This window comes from Mesorhizobium sp. M0239 (assembly GCF_040321815.1).
Lineage (GTDB): Bacteria > Pseudomonadota > Alphaproteobacteria > Rhizobiales > Rhizobiaceae > Mesorhizobium.
The window spans coordinates 115,324-141,133 of sequence record NZ_JAMYSG010000013.1; the positions used below are offsets into that span (position 1 = coordinate 115,324).

Annotated in this window: 31 protein-coding genes; 20 read left to right on the forward strand and 11 right to left on the reverse strand. The window is 63.3% G+C overall.

Features of this window, described 5'->3' with window-relative positions; all coding sequences use genetic code 11:
• Positions 1 to 20 precede the first annotated feature (20 nt).
• The 9 genes from NKI99_RS15790 to NKI99_RS15830 form a co-directional block, all read right to left on the reverse strand.
• Positions 21 to 449, reverse strand: coding sequence for a hypothetical protein (locus tag NKI99_RS15790; protein ID WP_352440967.1), 429 nt, complete (start codon positions 447 to 449; stop codon positions 21 to 23).
• Positions 450 to 687: 238 nt separating this feature from the next.
• Complete coding sequence (locus NKI99_RS15795; protein WP_023811834.1) at positions 688 to 1,719, reverse strand: peptidoglycan -binding protein; 1,032 nt, start codon at positions 1,717 to 1,719, stop codon at positions 688 to 690.
• Between the two features lies 1 nt (position 1,720).
• Positions 1,721 to 2,746 (reverse strand): MotA/TolQ/ExbB proton channel family protein, encoded by a 1,026-nt coding sequence (locus NKI99_RS15800; RefSeq protein ID WP_013529124.1) that lies wholly within the window; start codon positions 2,744 to 2,746, stop codon positions 1,721 to 1,723.
• A gap of 104 nt (positions 2,747 to 2,850) precedes the next feature.
• Positions 2,851 to 3,537: a PAQR family membrane homeostasis protein TrhA gene (gene trhA / locus NKI99_RS15805; protein ID WP_352611395.1), complete on the reverse strand. Its 687-nt coding sequence runs from the start codon at positions 3,535 to 3,537 to the stop codon at positions 2,851 to 2,853.
• 106 nt (positions 3,538 to 3,643) lie between these two features.
• Positions 3,644 to 4,444, reverse strand: coding sequence for an inositol monophosphatase family protein (locus NKI99_RS15810; RefSeq protein ID WP_023811836.1), 801 nt, complete (start codon positions 4,442 to 4,444; stop codon positions 3,644 to 3,646).
• Between the two features lie 86 nt (positions 4,445 to 4,530).
• Positions 4,531 to 5,097 carry an elongation factor P gene (gene efp, locus NKI99_RS15815; RefSeq protein ID WP_352611396.1) on the reverse strand — a complete coding sequence of 189 codons (567 nt, stop codon included), beginning with the start codon at positions 5,095 to 5,097 and terminating at the stop codon, positions 4,531 to 4,533.
• A gap of 174 nt (positions 5,098 to 5,271) precedes the next feature.
• On the reverse strand, positions 5,272 to 6,267 hold the full coding sequence (locus tag NKI99_RS15820) for a tetratricopeptide repeat protein (RefSeq protein ID WP_502895834.1): 996 nt from the start codon (positions 6,265 to 6,267) through the stop codon (positions 5,272 to 5,274).
• A gap of 46 nt (positions 6,268 to 6,313) precedes the next feature.
• A complete protein-coding gene (locus NKI99_RS15825) occupies positions 6,314 to 6,961 on the reverse strand; it encodes a thiamine phosphate synthase (protein WP_352611397.1) in 648 nt (215 codons plus the stop codon).
• A 132-nt stretch (positions 6,962 to 7,093) separates the two neighbouring features.
• A complete protein-coding gene (locus tag NKI99_RS15830; protein WP_352611398.1) occupies positions 7,094 to 7,999 on the reverse strand; it encodes a DMT family transporter in 906 nt (301 codons plus the stop codon).
• Between the two features lie 133 nt (positions 8,000 to 8,132).
• Here NKI99_RS15830 and NKI99_RS15835 point away from each other — a divergent pair, with 133 nt between their 5' ends.
• The 3 genes from NKI99_RS15835 (at position 8,133) to NKI99_RS15845 (ending at position 10,329) form a co-directional block, all read left to right on the forward strand.
• Positions 8,133 to 8,612: an Lrp/AsnC family transcriptional regulator gene (locus NKI99_RS15835; RefSeq protein ID WP_352611399.1), complete on the forward strand. Its 480-nt coding sequence runs from the start codon at positions 8,133 to 8,135 to the stop codon at positions 8,610 to 8,612.
• Between the two features lie 99 nt (positions 8,613 to 8,711).
• Positions 8,712 to 9,440 (forward strand): class I SAM-dependent methyltransferase, encoded by a 729-nt coding sequence (locus NKI99_RS15840; RefSeq protein WP_128305340.1) that lies wholly within the window; start codon positions 8,712 to 8,714, stop codon positions 9,438 to 9,440.
• A gap of 118 nt (positions 9,441 to 9,558) precedes the next feature.
• On the forward strand, positions 9,559 to 10,329 hold the full coding sequence (locus NKI99_RS15845; RefSeq protein ID WP_023811841.1) for a sulfite exporter TauE/SafE family protein: 771 nt from the start codon (positions 9,559 to 9,561) through the stop codon (positions 10,327 to 10,329).
• A 36-nt stretch (positions 10,330 to 10,365) separates the two neighbouring features.
• Here NKI99_RS15845 and NKI99_RS15850 read toward each other — a convergent pair whose 3' ends face one another.
• Positions 10,366 to 10,917: a DUF2269 family protein gene (locus NKI99_RS15850; RefSeq protein ID WP_352554254.1), complete on the reverse strand. Its 552-nt coding sequence runs from the start codon at positions 10,915 to 10,917 to the stop codon at positions 10,366 to 10,368.
• A gap of 335 nt (positions 10,918 to 11,252) precedes the next feature.
• Between NKI99_RS15850 and NKI99_RS15855 the strand changes: the two genes are divergently transcribed.
• The 9 genes from NKI99_RS15855 (at position 11,253) to ruvB (ending at position 16,310) form a co-directional block, all read left to right on the forward strand.
• Positions 11,253 to 11,633, forward strand: coding sequence for a hypothetical protein (locus NKI99_RS15855; protein ID WP_023811843.1), 381 nt, complete (start codon positions 11,253 to 11,255; stop codon positions 11,631 to 11,633).
• Positions 11,634 to 12,031: 398 nt separating this feature from the next.
• Positions 12,032 to 12,565: a protease adaptor protein RcdA gene (gene rcdA / locus NKI99_RS15860; RefSeq protein WP_023811844.1), complete on the forward strand. Its 534-nt coding sequence runs from the start codon at positions 12,032 to 12,034 to the stop codon at positions 12,563 to 12,565.
• Positions 12,566 to 12,641: 76 nt separating this feature from the next.
• Entirely contained in the window at positions 12,642 to 13,151 is a 510-nt protein-coding gene (ruvC, locus tag NKI99_RS15865) for a crossover junction endodeoxyribonuclease RuvC (RefSeq protein WP_127296188.1), read from the forward strand.
• Positions 13,152 to 13,207: 56 nt separating this feature from the next.
• Positions 13,208 to 13,477: an AbrB/MazE/SpoVT family DNA-binding domain-containing protein gene (locus NKI99_RS15870; protein ID WP_023811846.1), complete on the forward strand. Its 270-nt coding sequence runs from the start codon at positions 13,208 to 13,210 to the stop codon at positions 13,475 to 13,477.
• A complete protein-coding gene (locus NKI99_RS15875; RefSeq protein WP_023811847.1) occupies positions 13,455 to 13,874 on the forward strand; it encodes a type II toxin-antitoxin system VapC family toxin in 420 nt (139 codons plus the stop codon). Before NKI99_RS15870 ends, NKI99_RS15875 begins: the two co-directional genes overlap by 23 nt.
• A 27-nt stretch (positions 13,875 to 13,901) precedes the next feature.
• Complete coding sequence (ruvA, locus tag NKI99_RS15880) at positions 13,902 to 14,522, forward strand: Holliday junction branch migration protein RuvA (protein WP_352611400.1); 621 nt, start codon at positions 13,902 to 13,904, stop codon at positions 14,520 to 14,522.
• 68 nt (positions 14,523 to 14,590) lie between these two features.
• Positions 14,591 to 14,875 (forward strand): AbrB/MazE/SpoVT family DNA-binding domain-containing protein, encoded by a 285-nt coding sequence (locus NKI99_RS15885; RefSeq protein ID WP_023811849.1) that lies wholly within the window; start codon positions 14,591 to 14,593, stop codon positions 14,873 to 14,875.
• The gene (locus NKI99_RS15890; protein ID WP_127296186.1) at positions 14,872 to 15,276 is read left to right on the forward strand and encodes a type II toxin-antitoxin system VapC family toxin; all 405 of its coding nucleotides are present in this window, start codon (positions 14,872 to 14,874) and stop codon (positions 15,274 to 15,276) included. The genes NKI99_RS15885 and NKI99_RS15890 overlap by 4 nt, the downstream gene beginning before the upstream one ends.
• On the forward strand, positions 15,273 to 16,310 hold the full coding sequence (gene ruvB, locus NKI99_RS15895) for a Holliday junction branch migration DNA helicase RuvB (protein WP_023811851.1): 1,038 nt from the start codon (positions 15,273 to 15,275) through the stop codon (positions 16,308 to 16,310). Before NKI99_RS15890 ends, ruvB begins: the two co-directional genes overlap by 4 nt.
• Positions 16,311 to 16,336: 26 nt before the next feature.
• Here ruvB and NKI99_RS15900 read toward each other — a convergent pair whose 3' ends face one another.
• Positions 16,337 to 17,587 (reverse strand): glycoside hydrolase family 5 protein, encoded by a 1,251-nt coding sequence (locus NKI99_RS15900; RefSeq protein WP_128305343.1) that lies wholly within the window; start codon positions 17,585 to 17,587, stop codon positions 16,337 to 16,339.
• Between the two features lie 57 nt (positions 17,588 to 17,644).
• On the opposite strand from NKI99_RS15900, the gene ybgC reads away from it, so the two are divergent.
• The 8 genes from ybgC (at position 17,645) to tilS (ending at position 25,734) form a co-directional block, all read left to right on the forward strand.
• Positions 17,645 to 18,115, forward strand: coding sequence for a tol-pal system-associated acyl-CoA thioesterase (ybgC, locus tag NKI99_RS15905; RefSeq protein ID WP_128305344.1), 471 nt, complete (start codon positions 17,645 to 17,647; stop codon positions 18,113 to 18,115).
• A 397-nt stretch (positions 18,116 to 18,512) separates the two neighbouring features.
• A complete protein-coding gene (gene tolQ, locus NKI99_RS15910; protein ID WP_013529145.1) occupies positions 18,513 to 19,223 on the forward strand; it encodes a protein TolQ in 711 nt (236 codons plus the stop codon).
• A gap of 10 nt (positions 19,224 to 19,233) precedes the next feature.
• A complete protein-coding gene (gene tolR, locus NKI99_RS15915; protein WP_023811855.1) occupies positions 19,234 to 19,686 on the forward strand; it encodes a protein TolR in 453 nt (150 codons plus the stop codon).
• Between the two features lie 7 nt (positions 19,687 to 19,693).
• On the forward strand, positions 19,694 to 20,851 hold the full coding sequence (tolA, locus tag NKI99_RS15920; protein WP_352440960.1) for a cell envelope integrity protein TolA: 1,158 nt from the start codon (positions 19,694 to 19,696) through the stop codon (positions 20,849 to 20,851).
• A 70-nt stretch (positions 20,852 to 20,921) separates the two neighbouring features.
• Positions 20,922 to 22,205 (forward strand): Tol-Pal system beta propeller repeat protein TolB, encoded by a 1,284-nt coding sequence (tolB, locus tag NKI99_RS15925; RefSeq protein ID WP_502900202.1) that lies wholly within the window; start codon positions 20,922 to 20,924, stop codon positions 22,203 to 22,205.
• A gap of 250 nt (positions 22,206 to 22,455) precedes the next feature.
• Entirely contained in the window at positions 22,456 to 22,962 is a 507-nt protein-coding gene (pal, locus tag NKI99_RS15930; protein ID WP_013529149.1) for a peptidoglycan-associated lipoprotein Pal, read from the forward strand.
• Positions 22,963 to 23,187: 225 nt separating this feature from the next.
• A complete protein-coding gene (gene ybgF / locus NKI99_RS15935) occupies positions 23,188 to 24,282 on the forward strand; it encodes a tol-pal system protein YbgF (protein WP_128305347.1) in 1,095 nt (364 codons plus the stop codon).
• Positions 24,283 to 24,339: 57 nt separating this feature from the next.
• Positions 24,340 to 25,734 (forward strand): tRNA lysidine(34) synthetase TilS, encoded by a 1,395-nt coding sequence (gene tilS, locus NKI99_RS15940; RefSeq protein WP_352611402.1) that lies wholly within the window; start codon positions 24,340 to 24,342, stop codon positions 25,732 to 25,734.
• Positions 25,735 to 25,810 lie beyond the last annotated feature (76 nt).

A 25,810-nucleotide genomic window follows, 5' to 3' on the forward strand; every position in this document is an offset into this window, starting at 1 on the left:
CAGCCGTCCTCTTGGACCGTTTAGCCGTTCGGGTAATTGCCGCCGTCGGCGCCGTCGCCGATCAGGAAACCACTGCCGGTATCGACCATCAACCGCTGGTCGACATTGTCGAGACGACGCAACAGGTCATGGTATTGCGCGGCCGGTATCCTGCCATGATAGGACGCGGCGACTTTCTCTGCCGCCTGACTGATGTGGGCCGTGCGCATTTCCAGGCGTTCCGCCACGGCCGGGGTGATGTTGTTGGCCTGTCTTGCGTCCACGATGCCCTGCCGGACGCCCTGCACCTGTGCGATAAGCGCCTCGACACGCGGGCCAGTCATGTCGGTCGGATCGGTCGCGTCGAGAGCGCCCTTGTGATGGCCCGCGGCATAGGCACCGGCAAGCGGAACGGCGATGAGGAACGCCGTGAGTGTAGCAGTTCTAAGCGAGGTCTTGAAAGAGCGCATCACGCGTCTCCTCTTGTAGAGGAAAGCGGCGGTTGTCCGCCTGCCTTCCGGCCTTGGGCCGTCCGGTTCCGTCGCGTCGCGATGAGGGGGGTTCATCGCCGGCGGTTCTCGGCCCGGGCGGCAAGCTAGGACCGCCCTGCGACAATGTGTACTTAAAAAAAGATAATCTTTTCAGACCTTGCCGGCCTTGATCCGCGCCCTAGAGTTGAGCCGACGAACAAGTTCGCGTGAGGACGGATCAACGTTCGGTGAGCTTCAGTTCAATACGGCGGTTCTTGTTGCGCGCCTCTTCGGTGTCGGCGGGGTCGAGCGGCTGGAACTCACCGAAACCGGCGGCTACGAGCCGGTTGGCAGGCACGCCGTTCTCGATCAGGAATTTCACCACCGAGGTCGAACGGGCCGTCGACAGTTCCCAATTGTCGCGGTAGCGGCCGGCGCCGGAGAGCGGCTTGTTGTCGGTGTGGCCGTCGACGCGCAGCACCCAGTTGATCTCGGGCGGGATTTCCTTCTGCAACTCGATGATGGCGTCGGCGAGCTTCTTCATCTCGACCTTGCCGGCATCGTTGATCACCTCGGAGCCGGTCGGGAACAGCACTTCCGACTGGAAGACGAAGCGGTCGCCGACGATGCGGATGTTCTCGCGGTCGGCGAGGATTTCGCGCAAACGGCCGAAGAAGTCGGAGCGGTAGCGGTTCAATTCCTGCACGCGCTGCGCCAGTGCGACGTTGAGGCGACGGCCGAGGTCGGCGATCTTGGTGTTTGAATCGCGGTCGCGGATTTCGGAGACGTTGAGCGCATCCTCGAGCGCGCCGATCTGCTTGCGCAGTGCAGCGATCTGCTGGTTGAGGATCTCGACCTGGCTCAGTGCCTGCTGGCTGATCTGGCGCTGGCTGTCGAGTTCGCCGCCGAGCGCCGCAGCGCGCTGGTTGGCGGCGTCCCCGGCGCCCGCACCTTGCGCCAGCAATTGCTGGAGCCGGCTCCTTTCCGCTTCCGCCGCCGACAGCGATGCCTGCAGATTGGCCAGCGAGTCATCCTTGTCCTGCGCCGTCGAGCGCTCCAGCGCCAGCAGCTGCGTCAGTTCGTTGATCTGGGAGTTGAGGCGCGAGAGTGCCGTATCCTTGCCGGAGATTTCGCGTCCCAGCAGGAACTGCGCCAGCACGAATACCGTGAGCAGGAACATGATCGCCAAAAGCAGCGTCGACAGCGCGTCGACGAAGCCCGGCCAGTAGTCGATGCGGCGATCGGTGCGCCTGCCCCTGGCGAGTGCCACTTCAGTGCACTCCGGGCTTCTTCAGGGCATCGGCGATCTTTTCCAGCGTGTTGCGCATCGCCTTCTGCTCGTCGGACTGGGCCTCGACCCAGTCGCGCATGATCTGCTGTTCCGAGCGCATGTTCTTGACCAGGCCGGAAATGCCGTCGGCGAGATTGGCCATGGCGGTGGCGACGCGCGGGTTGGAGCCGCCGCCATTCTCCTGCATGCTGCGCAGCCGTTCCGACAGCACCCGGATCTCGTCGGAGGATTCGGTCTTGGCTGGGTCGGCGACGACGATGTCCGACGACAGGTCGGTCACCGAGGAAAGCCAGTTTTCCAGTTCGGTGTAGAAGCGCGTCTGGGCGCGGCCGGCCTGCAGGTCGAGGAAGCCGAGCACCAGCGAGCCGGAGAGGCCGAACAGCGAGGACGAGAAGGCCGTGCCCATGCCGGCCAGCGGCGCGGAAAGCCCCTGCTTCAGGGAATCGAGCACCGCGGCGGCGTCACCGGTGCCGGGATCGAGCGATTCGATGGTCTCGCGGATCGAGCCGATGGTGTTCAACAGGCCCCAGAAGGTGCCGAGCAGGCCGAGGAACACCAGCAGGCCGACGAGATAGCGCGAGGTGTCGCGGCTTTCGTCGAGGCGGGTGGCGATGGAATCGAGCATGGTGCGCATCGAACTGGTCGAGAAGGCCATCGCCGAGGAACGGCCGATCATCGCCTTCATCGGAGCCAGCAGCACCGGTTCGGTCGTCTCCGAGCCGGCACGGAAGGAGTTGACCCAGCGCACTTCGCGAAACAGTCGCCCGACTTGGGCGAAGGCCAAAAGGATGCCGACCACCAGCACGCCGACGATCAGGCCATTGAGGCCGGGATTGCTGCCAAAAGCGGTTGAGATCTGTCGGGTGAGGATGGCGGCGATGAAGGCGACGATGACCAGGAAGATCACCATGGTCAGCAAAAAGACCTGCGGGCTCGATAGTTTATGCGGGTCGTAGATCAGGACATCAGAACGTCTGCCCATGCCGAAGGATCTGAGAAAAGCCATCCGTGCCCCGTTTCCGATGCCGCCGCCGATCACGTAAACCGCGACTCTAAACGGAATTGTGACCAAATTGAATGGCGCTTGGCAATATTGCCGCGTCGATAGTGTCAGAGGCGATTGATGACCAGACAGTCAACCATGGCGGCCAGATGCAGGCCGGCGCCGGTGACGACGAAACCGTGCCACAGCGCGTTGTGGAAGCGCAGCCCCTTCCAGGCGAAGAAGATGACGCCGCAGGAATAGACGATGCCGCCGGCGACGATCAGCGCTATCGATGTCGTCGGCAGTGTCTGGACAAGCGGCTTGACCAGGATGATGCCGCTCCAGCCGATGGCGAGATAGAAGCTGATCGCCAGCCGGTCGAAACGGCCGGGAAAGAACACCTTGATGGCAATGCCCAGCACTGCCGCGGTCCAGACCAGCACGATCATCCAGCGCGCCAGCGGCGAGCCTTCGAGCTGCGCCAGGAAAGGCGTGTAGGTCGCGGCGATCAGCAGATAGATCGCGGCGTGGTCGAAACGCCGCAACACCCATTTTGCCGGCGACGACACCGGCCACAGATTGTAGGTCATCGACACCGAGAGCACGGTGAGCAGCGAAACCACGTAGAAGGCGGCGGCGATGTATTCGCCCGGTCCGACACGGAACGCCGCCAGCGCCAGCAGTGCCGAACCGGCCGATATCGCCAGCACGATGCCGACCGCGTGGACGATACCGTCTGCGATCATCTCGGCACGCGAATAGTGCCAGCGTCCGATGAACGGGATATCGGGGTAAGGTTCGTTGTCTCTCACTAAGCCGGGTTCCTGCACCGCGCCCTCCAATTTGGGCGCATGCCGGGCAGTATTTCAAGCTTCCATTGCGGTTTTGCGACTGCGGCGCATCCGCGCGGCGTGGCTGTCAGCGGGAGGAGAGCGGCTTCTTCACGACCTTCAGCAAAGCGCGCTGGATGACCTCGTTGCCGGCGACGACCGAACCGTTATCGAGCATGTCCTGGCCGCCGTCCATGTCGGAGACGAAGCCGCCTGCCTCGCGGATCAAAAGCAGCCCGGCGGCGATGTCCCAGGCCGACAGGCCGGTTTCCCAGAAGCCATCCATGCGGCCGGCGGCGACATAGGCGAGATCGAGCGAGGCGGAGCCGAGGCGGCGGACGCCGGAAACCTCGGCCATGACGTTGCGCAGTTCGACGAGGAAATTGCCATGGTGGCCGCGGCCGAGATGCGGCATGCCGCAGCCGATCACGGTGTCGACCAGCTTGATGCGGCCAGCGACGCGCAAGCGGCGGTCGTTCATGAAGGCGCCGCCGCCGCGTTCGCAGGTGTAGAGTTCGTCCATCGCCGGATTGTAGATGACGCCGGCGACGATCTGGCCCTGGCGCTCCAGCGCGATCGAAACGGCAAAGAGCGGAATGCCGTGCAGGAAATTGGTGGTGCCGTCGAGCGGGTCAACGATCCAGCGATGCTGGCCGTCGTCGCCTTCGACCACGCCGCGCTCTTCCATCAGGAAGGAATAGCCGGGCCGAGCCTTGGACAGTTCGGCAAAGACGATGTCCTCTGCCTTGCGGTCGGCCTGGCTGACATAGTCGCCGGGGCCTTTCATCGAGACCTGCAGGTTCTGCACCTCGCCGAAGTCGCGCGACAGCGAGCGGCCGGCCTTCATTGCGGCCTGGACCATGACGTTGAGAAGGGCTGAGCGTGCCATAGTGCTTTTTCCCGGTGCTGCGCTTTAAACTCCGCCTCGATGCATGTCGGTGACCCAGAACCGAGGCCACTTTGGGGCGACATGCGTCAGTCGGCGCGGCGCACGTAAGTGATTTCGTTGGTGTCGACGATGATGCGCTCGCCGGCGCCGATGAAGGGCGGCACCAGGACGCGGATGCCGTTCTCCAGGATCGCCGGCTTGTAGGACGATGCCGCCGTCTGACCCTTCACCACCGGGTCGGCCTCGGTGATGGTCAGCGTCACATAGTCGGGCAGCGAAATGCCGATCGGCCGCTCTTCGTAGAGCTGGACCGTCACCATCATGCCGTCCTGCAGGAAGGCGGCGCGATCGCCGACGAAGTCCTTGTTCAATTCGAGCTGCTCGTAGCTCTGGGTGTCCATGAACACCAGTGCGTCTTCCTGCGCGTAGAGGAAGGAAAAATCCTTCAGGTTGAGCCGGATCTGTTCGACGGTCTCGGCCGAGCGGAAGCGCTCGTTGAGTTTGGTGCCGTTGATGAGGTTCTTCAGTTCGACCTGATTGTAGGCGCCGCCCTTGCCGGGCTTGACGGTGTTGGTCCTGACCGCCACCCAAAGGCCGCCATCATGCTCGATGACATAGCCGGGACGGATTTCGTTGCCATTGATCTTGGCCATGATGAGATGATCCGGAATGATGCCAACGGCCACGCCGTCGGTATGGGATGTTCGCTGGGAAAGCGATTTCGGGCTCCCAAGACCACAAATCGCCAGAAGAGGCAAGGGAGCGGGCAGGTCGGTGCCAGGCGAGGGGAGCCGAGGTTACACTTGCAATGACCGCGAGAACCGCCGTCAAGGCAGCCGGTTGGCCTTCTGCAGCGCCTGCTTGGTCTGGTCGTCGTCCAGCCCCTGCAGGAAGTCGTCCATCTGGGGGTCGATGAGGCCGGCACGGCGGGCGACGACGTACCAGGCGCCGGCAAGCACAAGGTCCGGATCGGTGCCGATGCCTTGCATATAGAGCTTGGCCAGGCGGTTCTGGGCGGCGACATTGCCGCCTTCCGCCGCCTGCTTCATCCAGCCGAAGGCGGATTTCAGGTCGCGCGCACCGCCGCGGCCTTCGATCATCCAGGCGGCGAGATCGATCTGCGCGGTGTCGTAGTTCTGCCTGGCTGCCTGCGCCAGCAGGCGCCTTGCCTGGGCGTCGTCGCGTGGCTTGCCGCCGACGCCATTGGCGTAGATCTGCGACATCGCATATTGCGCGTCCGCGAGGCCGGTCGCGGCGGCGCGCTCATAGTAGGAGACCGCCTTGGCCATGCCGGCATCGCCGGGGTCCTGCTGGACCAGCATCTGCGCGAAATTGAATTGCGCCAGCCGGTTGCCGGCTTCGGCGGCGGCCTGCATCAGGGCGTAGGCTTCTTTTCCATCCTTTTTGACATAGCGGCCGTCGAGCAGCATCAGCGCATACTGGAACTGCGATTCCGGCACACCCTGTTCGGCGGCCAGCGCGTACCATTTCGCCGCCTGCGCCGAATTGACCGGTACACCGAGCCCCCGCGACAGGATCTCGGCCACCAAGGTCTGCGCCGCCGGATCGCCGTTTTGCGCCCGGACCAATGCCAAATTGTAAGCTGTCTTGTAGAGACCGCGCTGGAAGGCGCCATAGGCCGCGTCGGCGGGTTTTGCGCCGAAGCGGTCGGGATTGACCGTGTCGGCCGACGGCAGCGGCGCCGGTTCTGCCGTGGTGGCGGGCTGCGGCAGCGGCTTGTCGATCGGCTTGTCGGTGTGCACGCCGATTTCCGGCTTGGGCTGCGGCAGCGGGATGGTCTCCGCGGCCGCTGCCTGGACCATCAGCATCGCAAGCAGGGCCTGGAGGGGAAGCCTCGCCGAGGGCACGTCAGTCCTCGAAGCGTGGCGCGGTTTCGTCGAGCAGCGCGTTGGCGCTGGCGACCGCTGTCTTGGGATCGGTGCCGTCGGCGAACACGGCGCTCGACAGCGCCACGAATTCGGCACCGGTGGCGCCCACGGCTTCGACCGAGGCGATGTCGGATCCGGCCATGACGATGCACGGGATTTGGATCATATCCGCCCACCATCTGCCGAGCGACAGGTTGCGCGGGTGTGGTTCGGGCTTGTTGTCGTAGCCGAAGCGGCCGAAGAAGATGTAGTCGGGCCGTGTCTCGCCAAGCTCGAGCGCGTCGTCACGCGTCTTGGCGCCGCCGGTGCCGACCATCATCTTTGCCTGGAAGTGTTCGATCGTCTCGGCCAGCTCGGCCTTGGAGACCTCGACATGGATGCCGTCGGCCTGGACGCGGCCGGCTATGCGGGTGTCGCCGGCGATAATAACGGCCGCACCGGCGGCTTGCGCCGCCGGCACGATCTGTTCGGCGAAAGCCTGGAAGGAGGCCTCATCCATGCCGTTCTCGGGCAGGATCAGCGAAGCGACGTCGCCGCCTTCGAATGCCGCGGCGATTCGGGCCGCCGGCACGCCGGGCGGCGCGATCAGCACAATGCGACAGCGGTTGGGGGGCGTTACGTCATTCATGGTTCTTCGGGTCCCGCGTTTCGCCTATGCCGGGCGAAGATGGTTGGATTGCGGCATAGAGCAAAGTGCCCGCTTTGAACAGGCGGGCAGCCGGGATCGCGATGTTGGCCCGCCAGACGCCGGCGGACCGCTTTACTTGATCGGGTGCGGGCTTGCGACGGGCGGTTTGCCCTTCCACAGCGTCCAGCCGAGATTCATGCCGGGGGCGGCGATCAGGATGGCGGTGGCGCCGACGATCTGGCTCAGATGCAGCCGATGGCCGAAGGCGACGACATCGACCAGGATGGCGACGACGGGGTAGATGAAGGACAGCGACCCCTGCAGATGCGTCGGCAGCTTCTGGATGGCGCCGTACATCAATATGTACATGAGGCCGGTGTGGACGATGCCGAGCGTCGCCAGCATGGTCCAGCTCCACGCATCGGCCGGAAGCTGGGAAAAATTGGCGAACGGCGCCAGCATGACCACGCCGACGCAGACCTGGATCAGCGCGATCAGGTGCGGCGGCGTGCCCTTGAGCTTCTTGGTGACGATGGCGGCGACGGCCCAGAAGAAAGCCGCGCCTAATGCCATGACGATGCCGGTAAAGTAATCCGTCCCGACATCACCGGCGTCGGGAGCGGCCTCAACGATCAGCACCATGCCGGCGAAGGCGATGGCCAGCCAGGTCAGCTTGGTCAAGGTCAGCCGCTCGGCGAAGAAGAGCGCGCCGAAGCCGACCAGCATGAAGGGCTGCGTGTTGTAGACGGCGGTGGCGATCGAGATCGACGCGCGGGAGAAGGCGCTGAACAGCAAAAGCCAGTTGACGACGATGGCGACGCCACCGAGCGCGGCGATGCCGATGATGCGCAACGACAGTCGGTTGCGCAGCAGCCCCAGGGCGGTGCAGATGATGAGCAGCGTCAGCGCGCCGAAAGCGCAACGCCAGAACACCACATCCATGATCGGCTGGCCGGACAGGACGACGAACCATCCGATCGTTCCCAGGATGGCCATTGCGGCTGACATTTCGACCGTGCCGCGCACCGTTTCGTTCACAACGAATCTCCATATCGGTTGAGCCGCTATAATCTCATGCGGCCGCGAACCTTTCCATCCGATTGGAAAGGGTGTATGGCCGATTAGCCTAATTATATTAGGAAAAACTCCAAACTATCTGGAAACGAAAAAGATGCTGGACGATCTCGACCGAAATCTCCTTGAAATCCTGGTCAAGGATTCGCGAACCTCGCTGAAGGAGCTGGCCGCCCAGGTCGGACTGTCGTCGCCAAGCGTTTCGGAGCGGCTGCGACGGCTCGAGGAGCGCGGCGTCATTCGCGCATTCACCGTCGAGATCGATCCGCTGGCGCTCGGCTATACCTTGCAGGCGATCGTGCGCATCCGGCCTCTGCCGGGCAAGCTGCACATCGTCCAGAAGCTGATCGAGGAAATCCCCGAATTCGGCGAATGCGACAAGGTGACGGGCGATGACTGTTTCGTCGCCCGGCTGTTCGTGCGCTCGATCGGTGATCTCGACGGGATTCTCGACCGCATCGCCGACAAGGCCGAGACCAGCACCGCCATCATCAAGGCGCAGCCGATCCGGCGGCGGCCGCCGCCGCTCGATGCAACCGCGCCTCGTGACAGGGTAAAGGCCTTGCAGGCTTCCTGAGCCAGGCTGGGCTCGGCCATGTTTTCAGAGGGCCGATCGAAGCCGGGTGGAAAGCCGGGCCGGTTGGTTAGGGTGCCGGCCAAACGAATCGAGACCGTCATGGCGCAGAATATATACGACCGGGAGGATTTCTTCGCAGGCTACAGCCAGCTCGGCCGTTCCGTCGAAGGTCTGGATGGCGCCGCCGAGTGGCCGGCGCTGCGCGCGATGCTGCCCGATGTCAGCGGCTCGAGAGTCGCCGATCTCGGCTGCGGATTCGGCTGGTTCTGCCGCTGGGCGCACGAGCACGGGGCGGTGCATGTGCTTGGCCTGGACCTGTCGGAAAAGATGCTTGCCCGGGCGAGAGCGGCCGGCCCGGACGCCGGCATCACCTATGAGACGGCCGACCTCGATCAGCTCAGCCTGCGGCAAGCCAGCTTCGATTTCGTCTACAGTTCGCTCGCCTTGCACTATGTCGAGGACGTGATGCGTCTGTTCAGGACCGTGCATCAGGCGCTGGCGCCCGGCGGGCATTTCGTCTTCTCGACCGAGCATCCGATTTTCATGGCGCCGACCAATCCCGGCTGGGCAATCGATGCCGAGGGCCGCAAGACATGGCCTGTCGACCAGTACCTGGTTGAAGGACCGCGCCGGACGGACTGGCTGGCCAAGGGTGTGGTGAAACATCACCGCACGATCGGCACCACGCTCAACGCTCTGATCCGGTCCGGCTTCACCATCGACCATGTCGAGGAATTCCGCCCGACCGACGCACAGATTGCGGCCAAACCCGAACTGGCTGAGGAGCTAGAGCGGCCGATGTTCCTGCTGGTCTCGGCCCGCCGATAGGCAAAGGCGCCGACAGCCAAGGGATGGGGCGGCCCTGCCGATATTTGTTGTCGCCCCGCTCGGGATTCTGGGCTATTCAAGCGTCGATACGCTTTCCCTCCAGACCAGTCCCCCTCCCATGTCCGGCCTGCTTCTCGATCCGTGGTTCTACGCGGCTGCCCTTCCGGCGGTCATTCTGGTCGGCCTGTCCAAGGGCGGCTTCGGCGGCGCCGTCGGTTTCGTCGGCGTGCCGCTGATGGCGCTGACCATGCCACCGGTGCAGGCAGCCGCCATCCTGTTGCCGATCCTGTGCTTGATGGACATCGTCTCGGTGTGGACATGGTGGGGGGTCTATGACCGCAAGATGCTGATCGACATGATGCCGGGCGCCGTCATCGGCATCGGCCTTGGCTGGCTGACGGCGGCACTGGTCACCGAAGAAGCGGTGCGGCTGATCGTCGGCGCCGTCGCCATCATTTTCGTCCTGCGCTGGCTCTATCTGCAGTTTCGCCATGGCGCCAACCACGCGGCCAAGCCCAACCGTGTCGCCGCCGCCGTCTGGGGCACGGTCGCCGGCTTCACCAGCTTCGTCGCCCATGTCGGCGGCCCGCCCTTCCAGGTCTATGCCTTGCCGATCCGGCTCGACCCGAAGGTGTTGTCGGGCACGGCGGCGATCTTCTTTGCCGCCACCAATGCGCTGAAGCTCGTGCCCTATTTCGCGCTCGGCCAGTTCGACACCGCCAACCTGACGGCGTCGGCGGTGCTGATGCCGCTGGCGCCGCTGTCGACCATCGCCGGGGCGTGGCTGGTGCGACGGATGCGCCCGGAAACATTCTATCCCTTCACCTACGCAACCGTCGCGGTCGTGGCGCTGAAGCTGCTTTGGGACGGCATCGCTGGCTTGATGTAGAAAGGCGGCCGCGCAGCCGCCCTGTTTATCCGGGGGTCACGCGGCGCTCGGCACGAGGCGACGGTTGCCGCCAAAGGCCAGTGTGGCGCCGGCCACGACGACCAGCACCATGCCGGCGAGGATGCCGATATCATGCGCGGTCGGCTTGAGCACCATGTCGGCGATGATCACCAGCATCACCGCATAGTCGAAGCGTGCCGCGCTCATCATGCGCTGACCGATGGCAAGAACAGCCGGTGTGACGCCCTCCTTGGCGATCATCTCGCCCATGCGCTCGCCCGTCGGCTTGAAGATCAACATGCCGATCGAAAAGGTCGTGGCGTAGCCGGCCAGGCCGATGAGGATCCATAGGTCGGAGAAGCCGACCCAGAACCAGCACATGATGAGGCCGAAAATCAGCGTCAGCATCGACATCGGCGCGAAGAACCTGCCGCCCAGCTGACCGCTGGCGCGCATTGCCTGCAGTTTTTCCTCGATGTTGCCCGCCCGCTCGGCAAGCATGCCCAGCAGGAACAGCACGAAGCCGCCTCCGACCCACAGAATGGCGGTAGTGACGTGGAGGAATTTGACGATCGAGTACCAGTCCATGGGTTGCTCCTGCAGTGTCCGGTCAGGTTTGCGGCAGCGCTGATTTGCGCCGGCCGTCAGAGGAGCGGGCGTTTTGCGTGGTGCCTGTTTCGGTACGATGTCGCGAAAAATTCGGCTCTGTTTCAGCCTGCCCTCAACTTACGAAGTCGCCGAGATTGTGAATGCACTATCTGATTTTCTGCTAATATACGGATGTCGGGAGGGGTTGGCGCGACATCGTCCGGATACGCTGCCGATGCTAGTGCGCCAATGCCGGGAGCCCGGTGGCGACAACAATCGCCTGACGATCAACCCATTCCCGCAAACGGGAAAAGGCAATTCGGGGGACCATTATTATGCAAGGGATAGCACGGAATTTCTTCACGCTGGCCATCATCTATTCGCTGTGCGGCATGGCGCTCGGCCTGTACATGGCGATCAGCCAGGATCACGGACAGATGCCGACCCACGCCCACACGATGGTGGCCGGATGGCTGATGTCGGCGGTCTTCGCCTTCTTCTACCATTTGTTTCCGGCAATCGGGCAGAAGACGCTCGCTACCGTTCATTTCTGGCTGACCGCAATCAGCGGTATCGGCCTGCTGATCGGCCTCTATTTCCTGCTTGCCGGTAATGCCGCGATCGAACCGCTGGTGGCGGCCTCCTCGATGGGCTTCTACGCAGCCATGCTGTTGTTTGCCTTCATCGCCTTGCCCGCCGTCTGGAGGACAGCCTGAGCTAGCCTGACGTAGGAGATGCTGTGCTGTTACGGCACAGTATGGCGGCGTTCGGTCAAAAAACATCCGCGCCGTTAAGGCTTCATTAAGCTTTACAGGTGTTTACTATGTTCATCCAGTGATCTGGATTCTTACCGAGTGGTTGGAGCCACTTTGTTTGACGCCTCCCTGTTAAACTCCTGAGAGCCGCCTTATCCGCGGCTCTTTTTTTGTCTTCATTTCCCTTTTTGTCCGCATCTCGGCGGGGGCCGCCCAATGGCGGCTCGCCGTTAACCTTCTGTTAAACATGTGCTTGCCTTCGCCAGTGACGAAGCGCATTTTCAAGCTTCAGTCAGATAGGGTTCCGGGTGTATCGGCAGGGAGCCGAATCGGCCGGTTGCAAGTGCAGGGGCGTATCAATGAACGAGCCTTCGAAGGGCAGTGCGAAAACCGTCAAGCTGGCGGAGCGCCGGGTTTTCTCGCAATCCTTCAAGCCGCTTTACCAGGAAGGCATGGGCCTGGTCGAACAGGCCGCCGAATATCTCGACGGCAAGGGCCGGGCCGAGGCAAAGAAACTGTCGCGGCTGGGCGCCACGCTCTATGCGGCCGAATCGATGCGGCTGACCACCAGGCTGATGCAGGTTGCGTCCTGGCTGCTTTTGCAGCGCGCCGCCAATTCCGGCGAGATGACCCGCGACCAGGTCGCGTCGGAAAAGTCCAAGGTGCGCCTCGACACCGCTTCCGCCCATGACGAAGCCACCGGCTGGGCCGAGCTGCCCGAGGATTTCCTCGACCTCGTCACCCGCTCGCTGCGCCTGCAAGCACTGGTGCGCCGCATGGACGAGGAGATCTATGGCTCGGGCGCCTTGGTCGACATGCAACCGATGGCGCGCCGCCTCAATCCGGTTTCCGACCAGATCAGCCTGCTCAACACGGCTTTCGCTCGGGGTTAGACCTCGGTCTGTCTTTCTGTTTCCGGTTTGTTCACATTTCGCTGGCATCGCTGTGGGCCGGAGGTAAAGTCGGCAAATGGCGGAAGCGATTCGCATCATCGGTATCGATCCGGGGCTTCGGCGCACCGGCTGGGGCATCGTCGAAAGCCTCGGCAATTCGCTGCGCTTTATTGCTTCAGGCACTGTGAAGTCCGACGACAAGGCGGCGCTGGCAACGCGGCTGTGCCAGCTGCATGACGGGCTGGCGGATATCCTGCACAGCGCGATGCCGCACGAGGCGGCGGTCGAACAGACCTTCGTCAACAAGGACGCCGTGGCGACGCTGAAGCTCGGCCAGGCACGTGGCATCGCCATGCTGGTGCCGGCGCGTGCCGGTCTCGTCGTTGCCGAATATGCGCCCAACGCCGTCAAGAAGGCGGTGATCGGCGTTGGTCATGGCGACAAGAAGCAGATCCACATGATGGTGAAGGTGCTGTTGCCAAAAGCCGTCTTCGACACCGAACATGCCGCCGACGCGCTGGCCATCGCCATCTGCCACGCGCATCATCGGCAAAGCGTGGCCTACAGGATGGCGCTGGCCGGCTAGCTATGTTCTTGACTTGTTCACGTTGCAGGGATAAGTAATACCGCAGAGGTATTACCATGCGCGTGACCACCAAGGGGCAAGTTACAATCCCCAAGCCGATAAGGGACCGTCTGGGCATCGCCCCGGGCTCCGAGGTGGAGTTTGTGGCCACCGACGAGGGCGTTCGGCTGGTTGCCGTCAACGAGAACCTCTCCCAGGAAGACAAATTGCGCAGGTTCAGCGATGTCCTCGACCGGATGGAGGGGACGTTGGATCTGGGAGGCATGACCACCGATCAGTACATGGAGTGGTTGAGGGGGCCGCGTGAAGATCTCGACGTTGATTGACACAAATGTCCTGATCGACGTCTGGGGACCGGCCGGACCGCTGACAACATGGTCGGCGTCGGCGATTGCTTCCTGCCGCCGTGATGGAGCCTTGGTGGTCAACACCATCATTTGGTCCGAACTCGCGCCACTGATAGCGACGGAAACGGCGCTTCGAAAAGCAGTCGACATGCTTGAGATGGATCGCGAACTTGTACCTTGGGACGCGGCATTCCTTGCCGGCGTCACGCATTCCCGCTATCGCCGGGCCGGTGGCATCAGGGAAAGAACCTTGCCCGATTTCTTTATCGGCGCTCACGCGACCGTCGCTGGACATCGTCTTTTGACCCGCGACGCCGCGCGTTACCGCAGTTACTTCCCGGAGCTCGACATCATCTCTCCTGAGACGCACCCATGAGAGCCCATCTTCCATGAAAGGTCTGGCATGATCGGCAAGCTCAAGGGCACGCTCGACGAGGTCGACGAGGACCATTGTCTCGTCGATATCCATGGCGTCGGCTATGCCGCCTATTGCTCGGCGCGCACGCTGGCCGCGCTGCCTTCGCCCGGCGAAGCGGTGGTGCTGTTCATCGAGACCTATGTGCGCGAGGACATGCTGCGCCTCTACGGCTTCCAGTCGCAGCTCGAGCGCGAGTGGTTCCGGTTGCTGATGAACAATGTGCCGGGCGTCGGCGCCAAGGTGGCGCTGGCCATCCTGTCGACGCTGGCGCCGGCGGATCTCGCCAACGCCATTGCGCTGCGCGACATCGCCATGGTTTCGCGCGCGCCCGGCGTCGGCAAGAAAGTGGCCGAGCGCATCGTCACCGAATTGAAGAACAAGGCGCCGGCCTATGCCGGCACCGCCTCGGGCACCATCGGCCTGAAACAAGAGCTCGGCGACGGCGTGGCATCCGCGCCGATAACCGACGCGGTCTCGGCGCTGGTCAATCTTGGCTATTCGCGCGACACCGCCGCCAATGCTGTGGCGGCGGCGCTGAAGACGGCGGGCGAGGATGCCGATGCGCCGAAGCTGATCCGCTTCGGGCTGAAGGAACTGGCGCAGTGATATGGTTGTTGGAAAAGAAAATTCCAACTATCATATGATTGGTAGGAAATTTCTTAGAAAGTAAGAAAATGGGTGCTTACGCCAGTCTGACCTCGAAGGGTCAGCTTACAATTCCAAAAGATGTCCGGGATGCGCTGTCACTCAAAACGGGTGACATGATCGCCTGGACGGTCATGGATGGCTACCTGATTGGAACACCGCGCAATCTCGACTTTGCGGACCTCGCCGGATTTCTGGGCGATCCGCCCGGCGGTCCGGCGTCACTGGAGGAAATCGACCTCGCGGTGCGGGATGCAGTTGGTAGGCATGTTGTCGGAGACGGATCGCAAGGCGGACGAGAGGGCGACGAGTGACGTCGATCGGCATTGATACGAACGTTCTGCTTCGAATGGTGCTGAACGACGATGCAGAGCAACGGGCGAAAGCCCTCGCATTCGGCGAAGGCCTCAGCGACGATGCTCCCGGCTTCGTCAGCTTGATCGTGCTGGTGGAATTCAGCTGGTCGTTGATTTCGCGCTACAGACTACCGAAAGAGCAGATGCAGGCGGCAATCCAGAGACTGTTGAAGGTCAAGACACTGTTGTTCGAAGATTTCGATGCCATCGTGATTGCGCTCGAAAGATCAAATTTGCCGCAGGTAGATTTTGCCGATGCGCTGATCGCCGAGCACAATCGAAATCTGGGTTGCTCGCATACAGTCACGTTCGATCAGCGGGCCGCCAAGTCCATTGCCAGTATGGAACTGCTCGCATGAGCCTGTCGCCCCGCCTGATTGCGCCGGAAAAACGCGGCGAGGATGCCGAGCAGACCTTGCGGCCGCAGACGCTCGACGATTTTGTCGGCCAGGCGGCGGTGCGGGCCAATCTCAAAGTGTTCATCGAGGCCGCCAAAGGCCGCAACGAGGCACTCGACCACGTACTGTTCGTCGGGCCACCCGGTCTGGGCAAGACGACGCTGGCGCAGATCATGGCGCGTGAGCTCGGCGTCAATTTCCGCTCGACCTCCGGCCCGGTCATCGCCAAGGCCGGCGATCTTGCCGCGCTGCTGACCAATCTCGAGGAAGGCGACGTGCTGTTCATCGACGAGATCCATCGGCTGAGCCCGGCGGTGGAGGAGATCCTCTATCCGGCGATGGAGGATTTCCAGCTCGACCTGATCATCGGCGAAGGACCGGCGGCGCGTTCGGTCAAGATCGACCTTGCCCGCTTCACGCTCGTCGCCGCCACCACGCGGCTCGGCCTGCTCACCAATCCGCTGCGCGACCGTTTCGGCATTCCGGTACGGCTCAATTTCTACACGGTCGAGGAGCTGGAGCAGATCGTGCGGCGCGGCGCGCGCATCCTGCAAATGCCGCTTGGCGACGACGGTGCGCTGGAGATCGCGCGGCGTGCGCGCGGCACGCCACGCATCGCCGGCCGGCTCTTGCGCCGTGTGCGCGATTTCGCCTCGGTGGCCGGCGACGGCCATGTCGACCGCAAGATCGCCGACGAGGCGCTCACTCGGCTGGAGGTCGATGCGCTCGGCCTCGACGCGCTCGACCGGCGGTACCTCAGCATGATCGCGCGCAATTTCGGCGGCGGGCCGGTCGGCATCGAGACGATCGCCGCCGGCCTGTCAGAGCCGCGCGACGCCATCGAAGACATCATCGAGCCTTATCTGATCCAGCAGGGCTTCATCCAGCGCACGCCGCGCGGCCGCATGCTGACGGCCAATGCCTGGCGCCATCTCGGCCTCGACGCGCCGAAGGATCTGGCGCAGCAGCAGATCAACCTGTTCCAGGAAGAGTAATTTTCCGGCGCGCCGTCCGTGAGCGATCAACGCAGCCCACGGATCACGTCCATTACATCCGGCTCGGCCTTGTCGCCGTTGAAGGCGTCGACGATGCCGAAGGCGCCGCCATAGCTCCACACCGACCATGAGAAGCCATGCGCTTCGGCGCGCGCGATCATGTCCTTGACATAGGCGGCCCGGAACTCGGCCGGCATCACATAGGCATTGCCGTATTCCTGGCGGATCATGCCGAACTCGCCCAGCGTGATGTCTTCCGGCTTGACGCGGTTGGCCTTCGCCCATGCCTCGACCTTTTTGAACGGCGCATCCATCAAGCCGAGCAGTTTGTCGGGGCTGTCCATGCTGGCGACCTGTTCGTCGAGATAGGCAAGCAGGCCGCTCTGCCGCGTCCATGGCGCCTCGGCCTTGATCCTGGCGCGGATGGTGTCGAGCGTCACGTCGAGCTGTGCCTTGGGCACCGCGCTCAGCGGATAGGGCAGGCCAGTCACATAGGGGATGAAGTCGCCGGCCCAGGTTGCGCCCTGATGGGTGAGCAGGAACGGATCGTAGGAATGGAAGGTCCAGATGACGTTGTCGTCCGGTATTGTTTTCGGGTCGATCTTTTCCAGCGAGTTCGCAGCGGAATAGCAGGCACCAGTCAGGATCAAGGTTAGCTTGGTGGCCGAGGATCGCGCTGCCGCGAACAGTTTGCGCTGGCGGTCCGGCCACAGGCTGGTGCCGTCGCTGTCGCAGTCGACGATCGGTTCGTTCATCGGCTCGAGAGCCACTTGTCTGGGATCTTCGCCGGCCAGCGTGCGGGCCATCTTGCGCACCATCTCGAGATAGGCGTCGAAGGTCCGCGGGTCTTCCATCACTTGCGCCATGCCGATCTTGCGGCTGCCGCCGGCCGGGATCAGGTGCATGTCGACGACGACTTTCAGTCCGGCGCGGTTGATCATGCGCACGGAGTCCAGCACGCTGGCATAGAGGTCGTCACGCAAGGCCACGGTCTGGTCGGACAGGAAAGGCGAAGGGTCGACCGGCATGCGCAGGAAATCGAGGCCGGCATCCTTCAGTGCCTTGAGATCGTTCTCCCCAAGGAATTTGCGCCACTCCGGATAGGGCAGGATGGCCTTGGCGTCGCCCCATTGGTCTTCGCCGGGCCATGTGACCCATTGGTCGAGATTGAGGCCGCGCTTCATCGAAAAGCTCGCCGCCTGGCTGGGCCACGCCAAGGCCGCGAGCACAAGCAGCGCCGCCATCAAGGTCTTGATCATCTCCGTCAACAGTGCCATCCGATGCTGTGCCACGCGGGAAACAGGTGCCTCGTCGGGGCTGAAAAAGGAAGCGCAATGGGCGATCATGGTGAATCGGCGACGCTGCTGGCTGGGCTTTCCGGTGCGCTGACGGCGTTCGGCCACCGGCTGATGGCGCGGGTCTATTATGCCGACACGGATTTCTCCGGCGTCGTCTACCATGCGCGCTATCTCGAATTCTTCGAACGCGGCCGCTCCGACTATCTCCGGCTGACCGGCGTGCACCACACCGAGCTTGCCGACGGCAAGCATGGCGAAAGAATAGTCTGGGTGGTGCGCCGCATGGAGATCGACTTTCGCGGCCCCGCCCGCATTGACGACATCCTGACGGTCGACACCCGCACCGAGGAGATTTCCGGCGCGCGCATCTTCATGGCGCAGCAGCTCAAGCGCAGCGACGAGGTGCTGGTCAAGGCCAAGGTCGAGGCGGCGATCATCGGCGAGAATGGCCGCCCAAGGCGTTTTCCCAAGGAATGGGTGGCGGCGTTCATGCCGAGGGTGCGCTGATATTCAGGTGATGCCGGCCTGCAAACAGCAGCTTCCTGCGCTTCCGGTGCTCGCGTACGAAAAGTACGCTCCGCTCCGGTTCTCGGAATCTACCGTTTTCGGCTCGGCCTGACCTGAATCTCAGCACACCCTAGGCGCAGCCATTGAATTGATGGCCTTGCCGCGGGGCGTGGCAATGCGCCGCGCCTTATATACTAACCCATCCTTAACCATAACGGTTCATGAAGAGATTGGCGAAGATTGGCGTTATCGAACGCCTTCCTTTCACCAATATTTGCCCCGAAAAGGCCGATAACGGCACAGTTTGGGGTTGTTCCGGTAGCTTCGTGCGAACCGACCACAAGGGATGCCAGGGGCCAGCCGCCAGCTTCGCCCGGAAAATCTTAAGGACGTAACGATGGAAAATATCGCACTCGCCGATCCGGGCGCGCAATTGTCGGTTTGGTCGCTGTTCGTTTCGGCCAGTTGGGTGGTCAAGCTGGTCATGATCGGCCTGCTCTGCGCCTCGGTCTGGACCTGGGCGATCATCGTCGACAAGCTGGTTTCCTATGCCCGCATGCGGCTGGCGCTCAACCGGTTCGAACAGGTGTTCTGGTCGGGGCAGTCGCTGGAGGAGCTTTACCGCACGCTCGCCGACCGCAAGACCACCGGCATGGGCGCCATTTTCGTCGCCGCCATGCGCGAGTGGAAGAAGAGTTTCGAGAAGGGCGCCAAGTCGCCGCTCGGCCTGCAGACCCGCATCGACAAGGCAATGGACCTGGCGCTGACCCGCGAGATGGAAAAGCTGGAAGGGCGCCTCGGTTTCCTTGCCACCACCGGCTCGGCGGCACCCTTTATCGGCCTGTTCGGCACCGTCATCGGCATCATGACCTCGTTCCAGGCGATCGCCGGCTCCAAGAACACCAGTCTCGCGGTGGTTGCGCCCGGCATTGCCGAAGCGTTGCTGGCGACGGCCATCGGCCTGCTCGCCGCCATTCCGGCCGTCATCGCCTACAACAAGCTGTCGTCCGACGCGAGCAAGATAGCCGTGCGCATGGAAGGGTTCTCCGACGAGTTCTCCGCCATACTCTCGCGCCAAATCGATGAAAAAGTGGCCCCCAAGGCCTGAGGAGTAGCAGATGGGTATGTCCATGGGCATGGGAGGACGCGGCGGACGCGGCCACAGGCGGCGCGGCCGTCACCATGCACTGATGTCCGAGATCAACGTCACGCCGATGGTCGACGTGATGCTGGTGCTGCTGATCATCTTCATGGTCGCCGCACCAATGCTGACGGTCGGCGTGCCGATCGACCTGCCGGATACGCAGGCCAAGGCGATGAATGCCGACACGCAGCCGATCACCGTCTCGATCAACGCCGCCGGCCAGATCTATCTCCAGGAAACCGAGATCCCGATCGAGGAGCTGGTAGCCAAGCTGCAGGCGATCTCGAAGACCGGCTATGAGGAGCGCATCTTCATCCGCGGCGACAAGTCCACCGACTATGGCACGGCGATGAAGGTGATGGCCCGCATTTCGGCCGCTGGCTACAAGAACATCGGGCTGGTTTCACTGCAGGAACAGGACCAATAGACGCGCGATGAAGACCGGCCTCACCACATCGGTGATCTTGCATACGGCGGCGCTGACCTTCGGCCTGTTCACGCTGACGGCGCCGGCCGCGCTTCCGTCGTCCGACGTCGAGTCGGTCGCGGTCGATATCGTGCCGATGGAAGCCATCGCGCAGACGTTGCAGGGCGACAAGAAGGCCGTGATGCATGAAAAGCCGGCACCCGTGCCGACGCAGCGCCCGGACATCGTTCCGGATGCGCAGAAGGTGGGCGAGAACAGCGTCGACACGGACAAGCCGATAACGCCGGAAGCCAAGCCCAAGCCCGTCGACATGACCTCGGCTCCGCCGCCCGCGCCGACCCCGATCGAAAAGCCGAAGCCCGAGGACGTGCCGAAGCCGCAGGAGAAGCCCAAGCCCACCCCGGCAACGGAAGTGGCGCCGGCGCCGACGCCCAAGGAAGAGGTCAAGCCCGAGCCGGTCAAGCAGCCCGACCCCAAGCCGACACCGGCCAAGCCGGCGCCAACCCCGCCGCCGCAGGACAAGACCGCCGCCATCGATCCGACGCCCGAGGTCAAGCCCGACGCCGTCGCCGAAGCCATAGCGCAGGAGCCCCCCGCCGAGGCGACGCAGCTGCCCGACTCGGCGCCCGCGCCGGAGGCACGGCCGAAGCCGCAGCCGGCGCAGGCCGAAAGCGCCAAGGCGCCGGAGCGCAAGAACGCCGACAAGCCGGTCAAGGAAGCGTCGTCGAAGCCGAAGTCCGATGACAAGCAATTCAACGCCGACGAGATCTCCGCGCTGCTCGACAAGCAGAAGCCATCCGGCGGCGGCGCCAAGCGCTCGACCCAGCAGGCATCGCTCGGCGGCGACAAGGATCAGGGCCAGAAGCTTTCCAGGTCCGAAATGGGCGCCCTGGAAAGCCAGCTTGGCGGCTGCTGGACCCTTCCCGCGGGCCTGGAAGGTTCCGAGAACTTCGTCGTCGTGGTGCGGTTCAACCTGGATGGTTCCGGCAAGCTGGACGGGCGCCCGGCGGTCGAAAAGTCGAGCGGAAATCGCCAGTTCGACGAAAGTGCCGTTCGTGCGGTGCAAAAATGCGATGTCACCGGCCTGCAAGTTCCCGCCGGCAAGCAGGACATCTGGGCCGACGTCCGCGTCACCTTCGATCCAAGGGAGATGCTGGGCCTCTAAGGCGGCCCGCGTATCCGAAAATCAGTACGAGAAGCGAGAAGACATGAAATCAATCCTCAAGCCGCTCCTGATGGTCGCAGCAATGGCGATGGGCATGACCGCGGCAGGCACGTTGCCGGCGCTGGCGCTCGTCGAGCTCAACGTCAACAAGGGCAATGTCGAGCCGCTGCCGATCGCCATCACGGATTTCCAGGGCGGCGACGCGCTTGGGGCGCAGATTTCGCAGATCGTCACCGCCGATTTGAAGCGTTCGGGTCTGTTCGCTCCGATCGACAAAAGCGCCTTTATCGAGAAGATCACCAACCCCGATGCAGCACCGCGCTTCGACGACTGGAAGGTGATCAACGCGCAGGCGCTGGTCACCGGCAGCGTCAGCAAGGAAGCCGACGGCCGCATCCGCGCCCAGTACCGGTTGTGGGATACTTTTGCGGGCCAGCAGATGGCCGGCGAGCAGTTCTTCGCCAACGACGCCAATCAGCGCCGTGTCGCCCACATCATCGCCGACGCCATCTATGAGCGGCTGACCGGCGAAAAAGGCTATTTCGACACCCGCGTCGTCTTCATCGACGAATCCGGCGCCAAGAACGCGCGCAAGAAGCGCCTTGCCATCATGGACCAGGACGGCGCCAATGTGCGCTATCTCTCGGACGGCAGGTCGATCGTGCTGACGCCGCGTTTCTCGCCGAACCGGCAGGAAATCACCTACATGTCCTATGAAAGCGGTCAGCCGCGGGTCTACCTGCTGCAGATCGAAACGGGGCAGCGCGAACTGGTCGGCAATTTCCCCGGCATGACCTTTGCGCCGCGCTTTTCGCCCGACGGCCAGAAGGTGATCATGAGCCTGCTGCGCGACGACGGCAATTCCAACATCTTCGCTATGGATCTGCGCAGCCGCTCGACAACGAGGCTGACCAACTCGACCGCCATCGACACCTCGCCGTCCTATTCGCCCGATGGTAGCAAGGTGGTGTTCACCTCCGACCGTGGCGGCCGTGCGCAGATCTACGCGATGGGCGCCGACGGCTCGGGCCAGACCCGCATCTCCTTTGGCGACGGCGTCTATTCGACACCGGTCTGGTCGCCGCGCGGCGACCTGATTGCCTTCACCAAGCAGACCGGCGGCGAATTCCAGATCGGCGTCATGAAGACCGACGGCTCGGGAGAGCGCATCCTGTCCTCCGGCTTCCAGCAGGAGGGACCGACCTGGGCGCCGAACGGCCGCGTGCTGATGTTCTTCCGCGATTCCGCCGGTGGCCCCAAACTGGTTTCGGTCGATCTGACCGGACGCAACGAGCAATCGATCCCAACGGCGAATTTCGCTTCGGACCCGGCCTGGTCGCCGCTGCTCGAATAGGTTCGGCTGAATTGCCACACATGCTGAAAAGGGGCCGTTTCGGCCCCTTTTCCATGCCTTGGCCGCCTTTTGGCCGTATTTACGCCTAGGGTCCGCGTGAACTGTGGCTTCAGGCCGAAACGGCTGCGGACGGGCAGCTTAAACCAAAATTTAACCGTGTTTCTTGAATGCCGGTTAACCCAAACGTGGTTACTGGGTGATCAACGAAATCACTCAAAGTAGATCACTCGAAATACGAAGGAGAGGCGGCATGGGCCGTATCGCAGCACTTACCAGAAACCCGGTCATGATCGCGCTGGTGGCGATGCTCGCCATCGCAGGTTGCGCCTCGAAGAAGACGCCGAACAACGCGGCCGATCTTGGCCTCAACGGCGCCGGCGCGGCGACGCCCGGCTCGGCGCAGGACTTCACCGTCAACATCGGCGACCGTATCTTCTTCGACACCGACTCGACCTCGATCCGTGCCGACGCGCAGACGACGCTCTCGCGCCAGGCGCAGTGGCTGAACCAGTACAAGCAGTATGCCATCGTCGTCGAAGGTCATGCCGACGAACGCGGAACGCGCGAATACAATCTGGCGCTCGGCGCCCGCCGCGCCGCCGCCACCCGCGACTTCCTCGTTGCCAAGGGCGTCTCGGCCAGCCGTCTCAAGACCATTTCCTACGGCAAGGAACGTCCGGTCGCGGTTTGCGACGACATCTCCTGCTGGTCGCAGAATCGCCGCGCGGTCACCACGCTCAGCGGTGCTGGCTCCTGAGGCATCACGCAGCCGACCGGCGCGTCAAAGAACGCGCGGCCGTCTAGCGGTAAAAATGCAACATACCTGCGCGAAAGGCGGCCCTGGGGCCGCCTTTTTCATATCCGGATGCTCGAAACAAAATTTGGCCGAAGTCTCGGCTCCTGCTATGAGCCGAGGGCGCTTGGCTGGTCCCATTCTGATTGGAAGGCGCGAACAAGCTAACGAAATCACTGCGAGAGGCACATGCATTTGAGATCGGTTCTGAGCGGCACGCTTGCGCTGCTGCTCCTATCAGGCGTCACCGCCTTGGCTAGTGGCACAGGGCAATCAACCGACAGCGGCTTTACCTTCCATCTTCCCAGTATCGAATTGCCGGGGTTTTTTGGTCAAAAGAAGAAACCGGACCAGGTTCAGCTGGTGCAGTCCGATCCTGCCGCTGTCACCAGCCTGGAAGAGCAACTGCGGCAGATGAACGGCAAGATCGAGGAACTCAATTTCCAGGTCCTGCAGATGCAGGAGCAGATTCGCAAGCAGCAGGAAGATAATGAATTCCGCTTCCAGCAGCTGGAAGGTGGCGGCACGCAAGGCGGGCAGCCGCCGGCGCAGAAGAAATCGGACGCCACCACCGGCCCCGACAACGACGTGGCGGCGGCCCCGGCAATACGGGCGCCGGCCGATGCCGGCGCCGCGCCCGCCAACGACCAGTCGGCAGGCGGCAAGACGGTCGAGGACGTCATCGTCGAATCTCCCGATGGCGACCCCGGCAAGGTCATTCCCGGTACGGGAGCGCCGGAAAAGAATTTCGGCACCATCACCGTCGACAAGAATGGCAATGTCATCGATGCCGGCGGCAACACACAATCGACCGCGCCGGCGCAGGACACCGCGCCAGTCGCCGGGGCGGCGCCCAAGGCCGGCAAGTCCGACACGGTAGTCGCGGCGTTGCCCGCCACCAACAACCCGGAGGAGCTTTACCGCAACTCATACCAGTTCATCCTCTCGGGCGACTACGGCACCGCCGAGCAGGGTTTTCGCGACCACATCGCCCGCTTCCCCAGGGATGCGAAGGCGGCGGACGCGCATTACTGGCTGGGCGAGTCATTGCTCGGCCAGCAGAAATACCGCGATGCGGCCGAGACTTTCCTTGCCGCCAGCAAGGACTACCCCAAGGCCAAGAAAGCTCCCGACATGTTGCTGAAGCTCGGCGTGTCGCTGGTCGGCCTCAAGCAGCATGATGTTGCCTGTGCCACCTTCAGCGAGGTCGGCAAGCGCTACCCTGATATTTCCAGTGCGCTCAAGGAACGCGTCAAGCAAGAGAAGGCTCTGGCTGCCTGCTGATCCTTGTCCTACATGTCGTTGTCCTGAAACCGGGATCACTTTTGGGCGACATGCATTATGCTCGACACCGAGCCGGACCTTTCGTCTAACCCTTTTTCGCATATCGATTTTACCAGCGGCGCTGTTGCGGCCGTGTCCGGCGGCAGCGACTCGACCGCCCTGCTCCTTCTTCTCAGACACCATCTCGACCGTACGGCGCCGGCAACCAAGCTGCTGGCGGTGACGATCGACCACGGTTTGCGGTCCGGTTCGGCTGCGGAAGCGCAAGCAGTGGCGAAGCTGTGCGCCAGACTCGGAATTTCACACCGCATCCTGACATGGTCGGGCCCCAAGCCATCGACCGGCCTGCCCGCCGCCGCTCGCGAGGCGCGCTACCGGCTGTTGTCCGAAGCGGCACAAGCCGAAGGCGTCGGCATGATCCTCACCGGCCATACCGCCGATGACCAGGCGGAGACGGTGTTGATGCGGCAAGCGCGCGCAGAAGGATTGGCGCGGGACGAGGGCCAAGGCCATGCCGAAATGGCAGGCCGGGGACTTGCCGGCATGGCGCCGGCCACCCTGTATGACTCTCGCGCGTGGATCGTGCGGCCGCTTCTCGGGTTGCGGCGCGCGGCGCTGCGAGATGTCCTGCGGCGTGAGAATGTCGGCTGGGCCGACGACCCGACCAATGCCGACGAGGCTTTCGAGCGGCCGCGCATGCGGGCAGCCCTTGCCGACGGCAACGGTGCACAGCGCATCGGCGATGCACTGGCGTTGGCCGCGCATGAGGGCCGCGCGCGCAGTCAACTCGGCCTCGCCGCCGCAAGTTTGATCGGCGATTTCGCGACCCGGCTGTCCTGCGGGCTCATTCGTCTTGATCCGCTTTTGCTGAACACAGGTGACGAGCGAGCGGCCGTCTATGCGTTGCGTATCCTGCTGGCCATGACCGGCGGAATTGCCTTCCTGCCGGATCAGGCCCGCAGCGAGGCTCTGTTCGGTCGGCTGAGGGCTGGATTTCTTTGCGCCACATTGTCGCGGACGGTTGTCGATTCCCGGCGCTCCGGCATCTTCCTGCGCCGCGAGGCGCGCGGCCTGCCCGCCGCCGCAACCGCCACCGGCAGCACCCTGTGGGATGGCCGCCGGCGCATCACATTGAGCGACAGCAGCAGCGCATTGTTGATTGCCCCGTTAGGCACGGCAGCGGCGAAGCGGCTGGCGACGGGCCAAGGAAAAGCCCCGCCGAGCCTGATGCGCGCCGCGCTCGCGGCCGAACCGGCGTTGTGGCACGCCGGGGAATGCCTTGGTTTGCCTGGATATGGGCTGAAGTCGGCGATGATGGAAGTGCGGCCGGTCGTTACCCCCTTTGCCCGCTTCCTGCCGTCCTTCGACCTGGCGCCGGCGCAGGCCGTCGCCGGGCTGATTGGCGCGGCCCCGGTGCCGCCCTTGCCTTTCAGCGGCCACAGTGCCGGCTGATGGTTGCGCGAAAGCTTAACCCAGACGTGCTGTTCTGCTTGGCAAGGGGGGACGCTCTCCCTATGTTAGGCGCAAG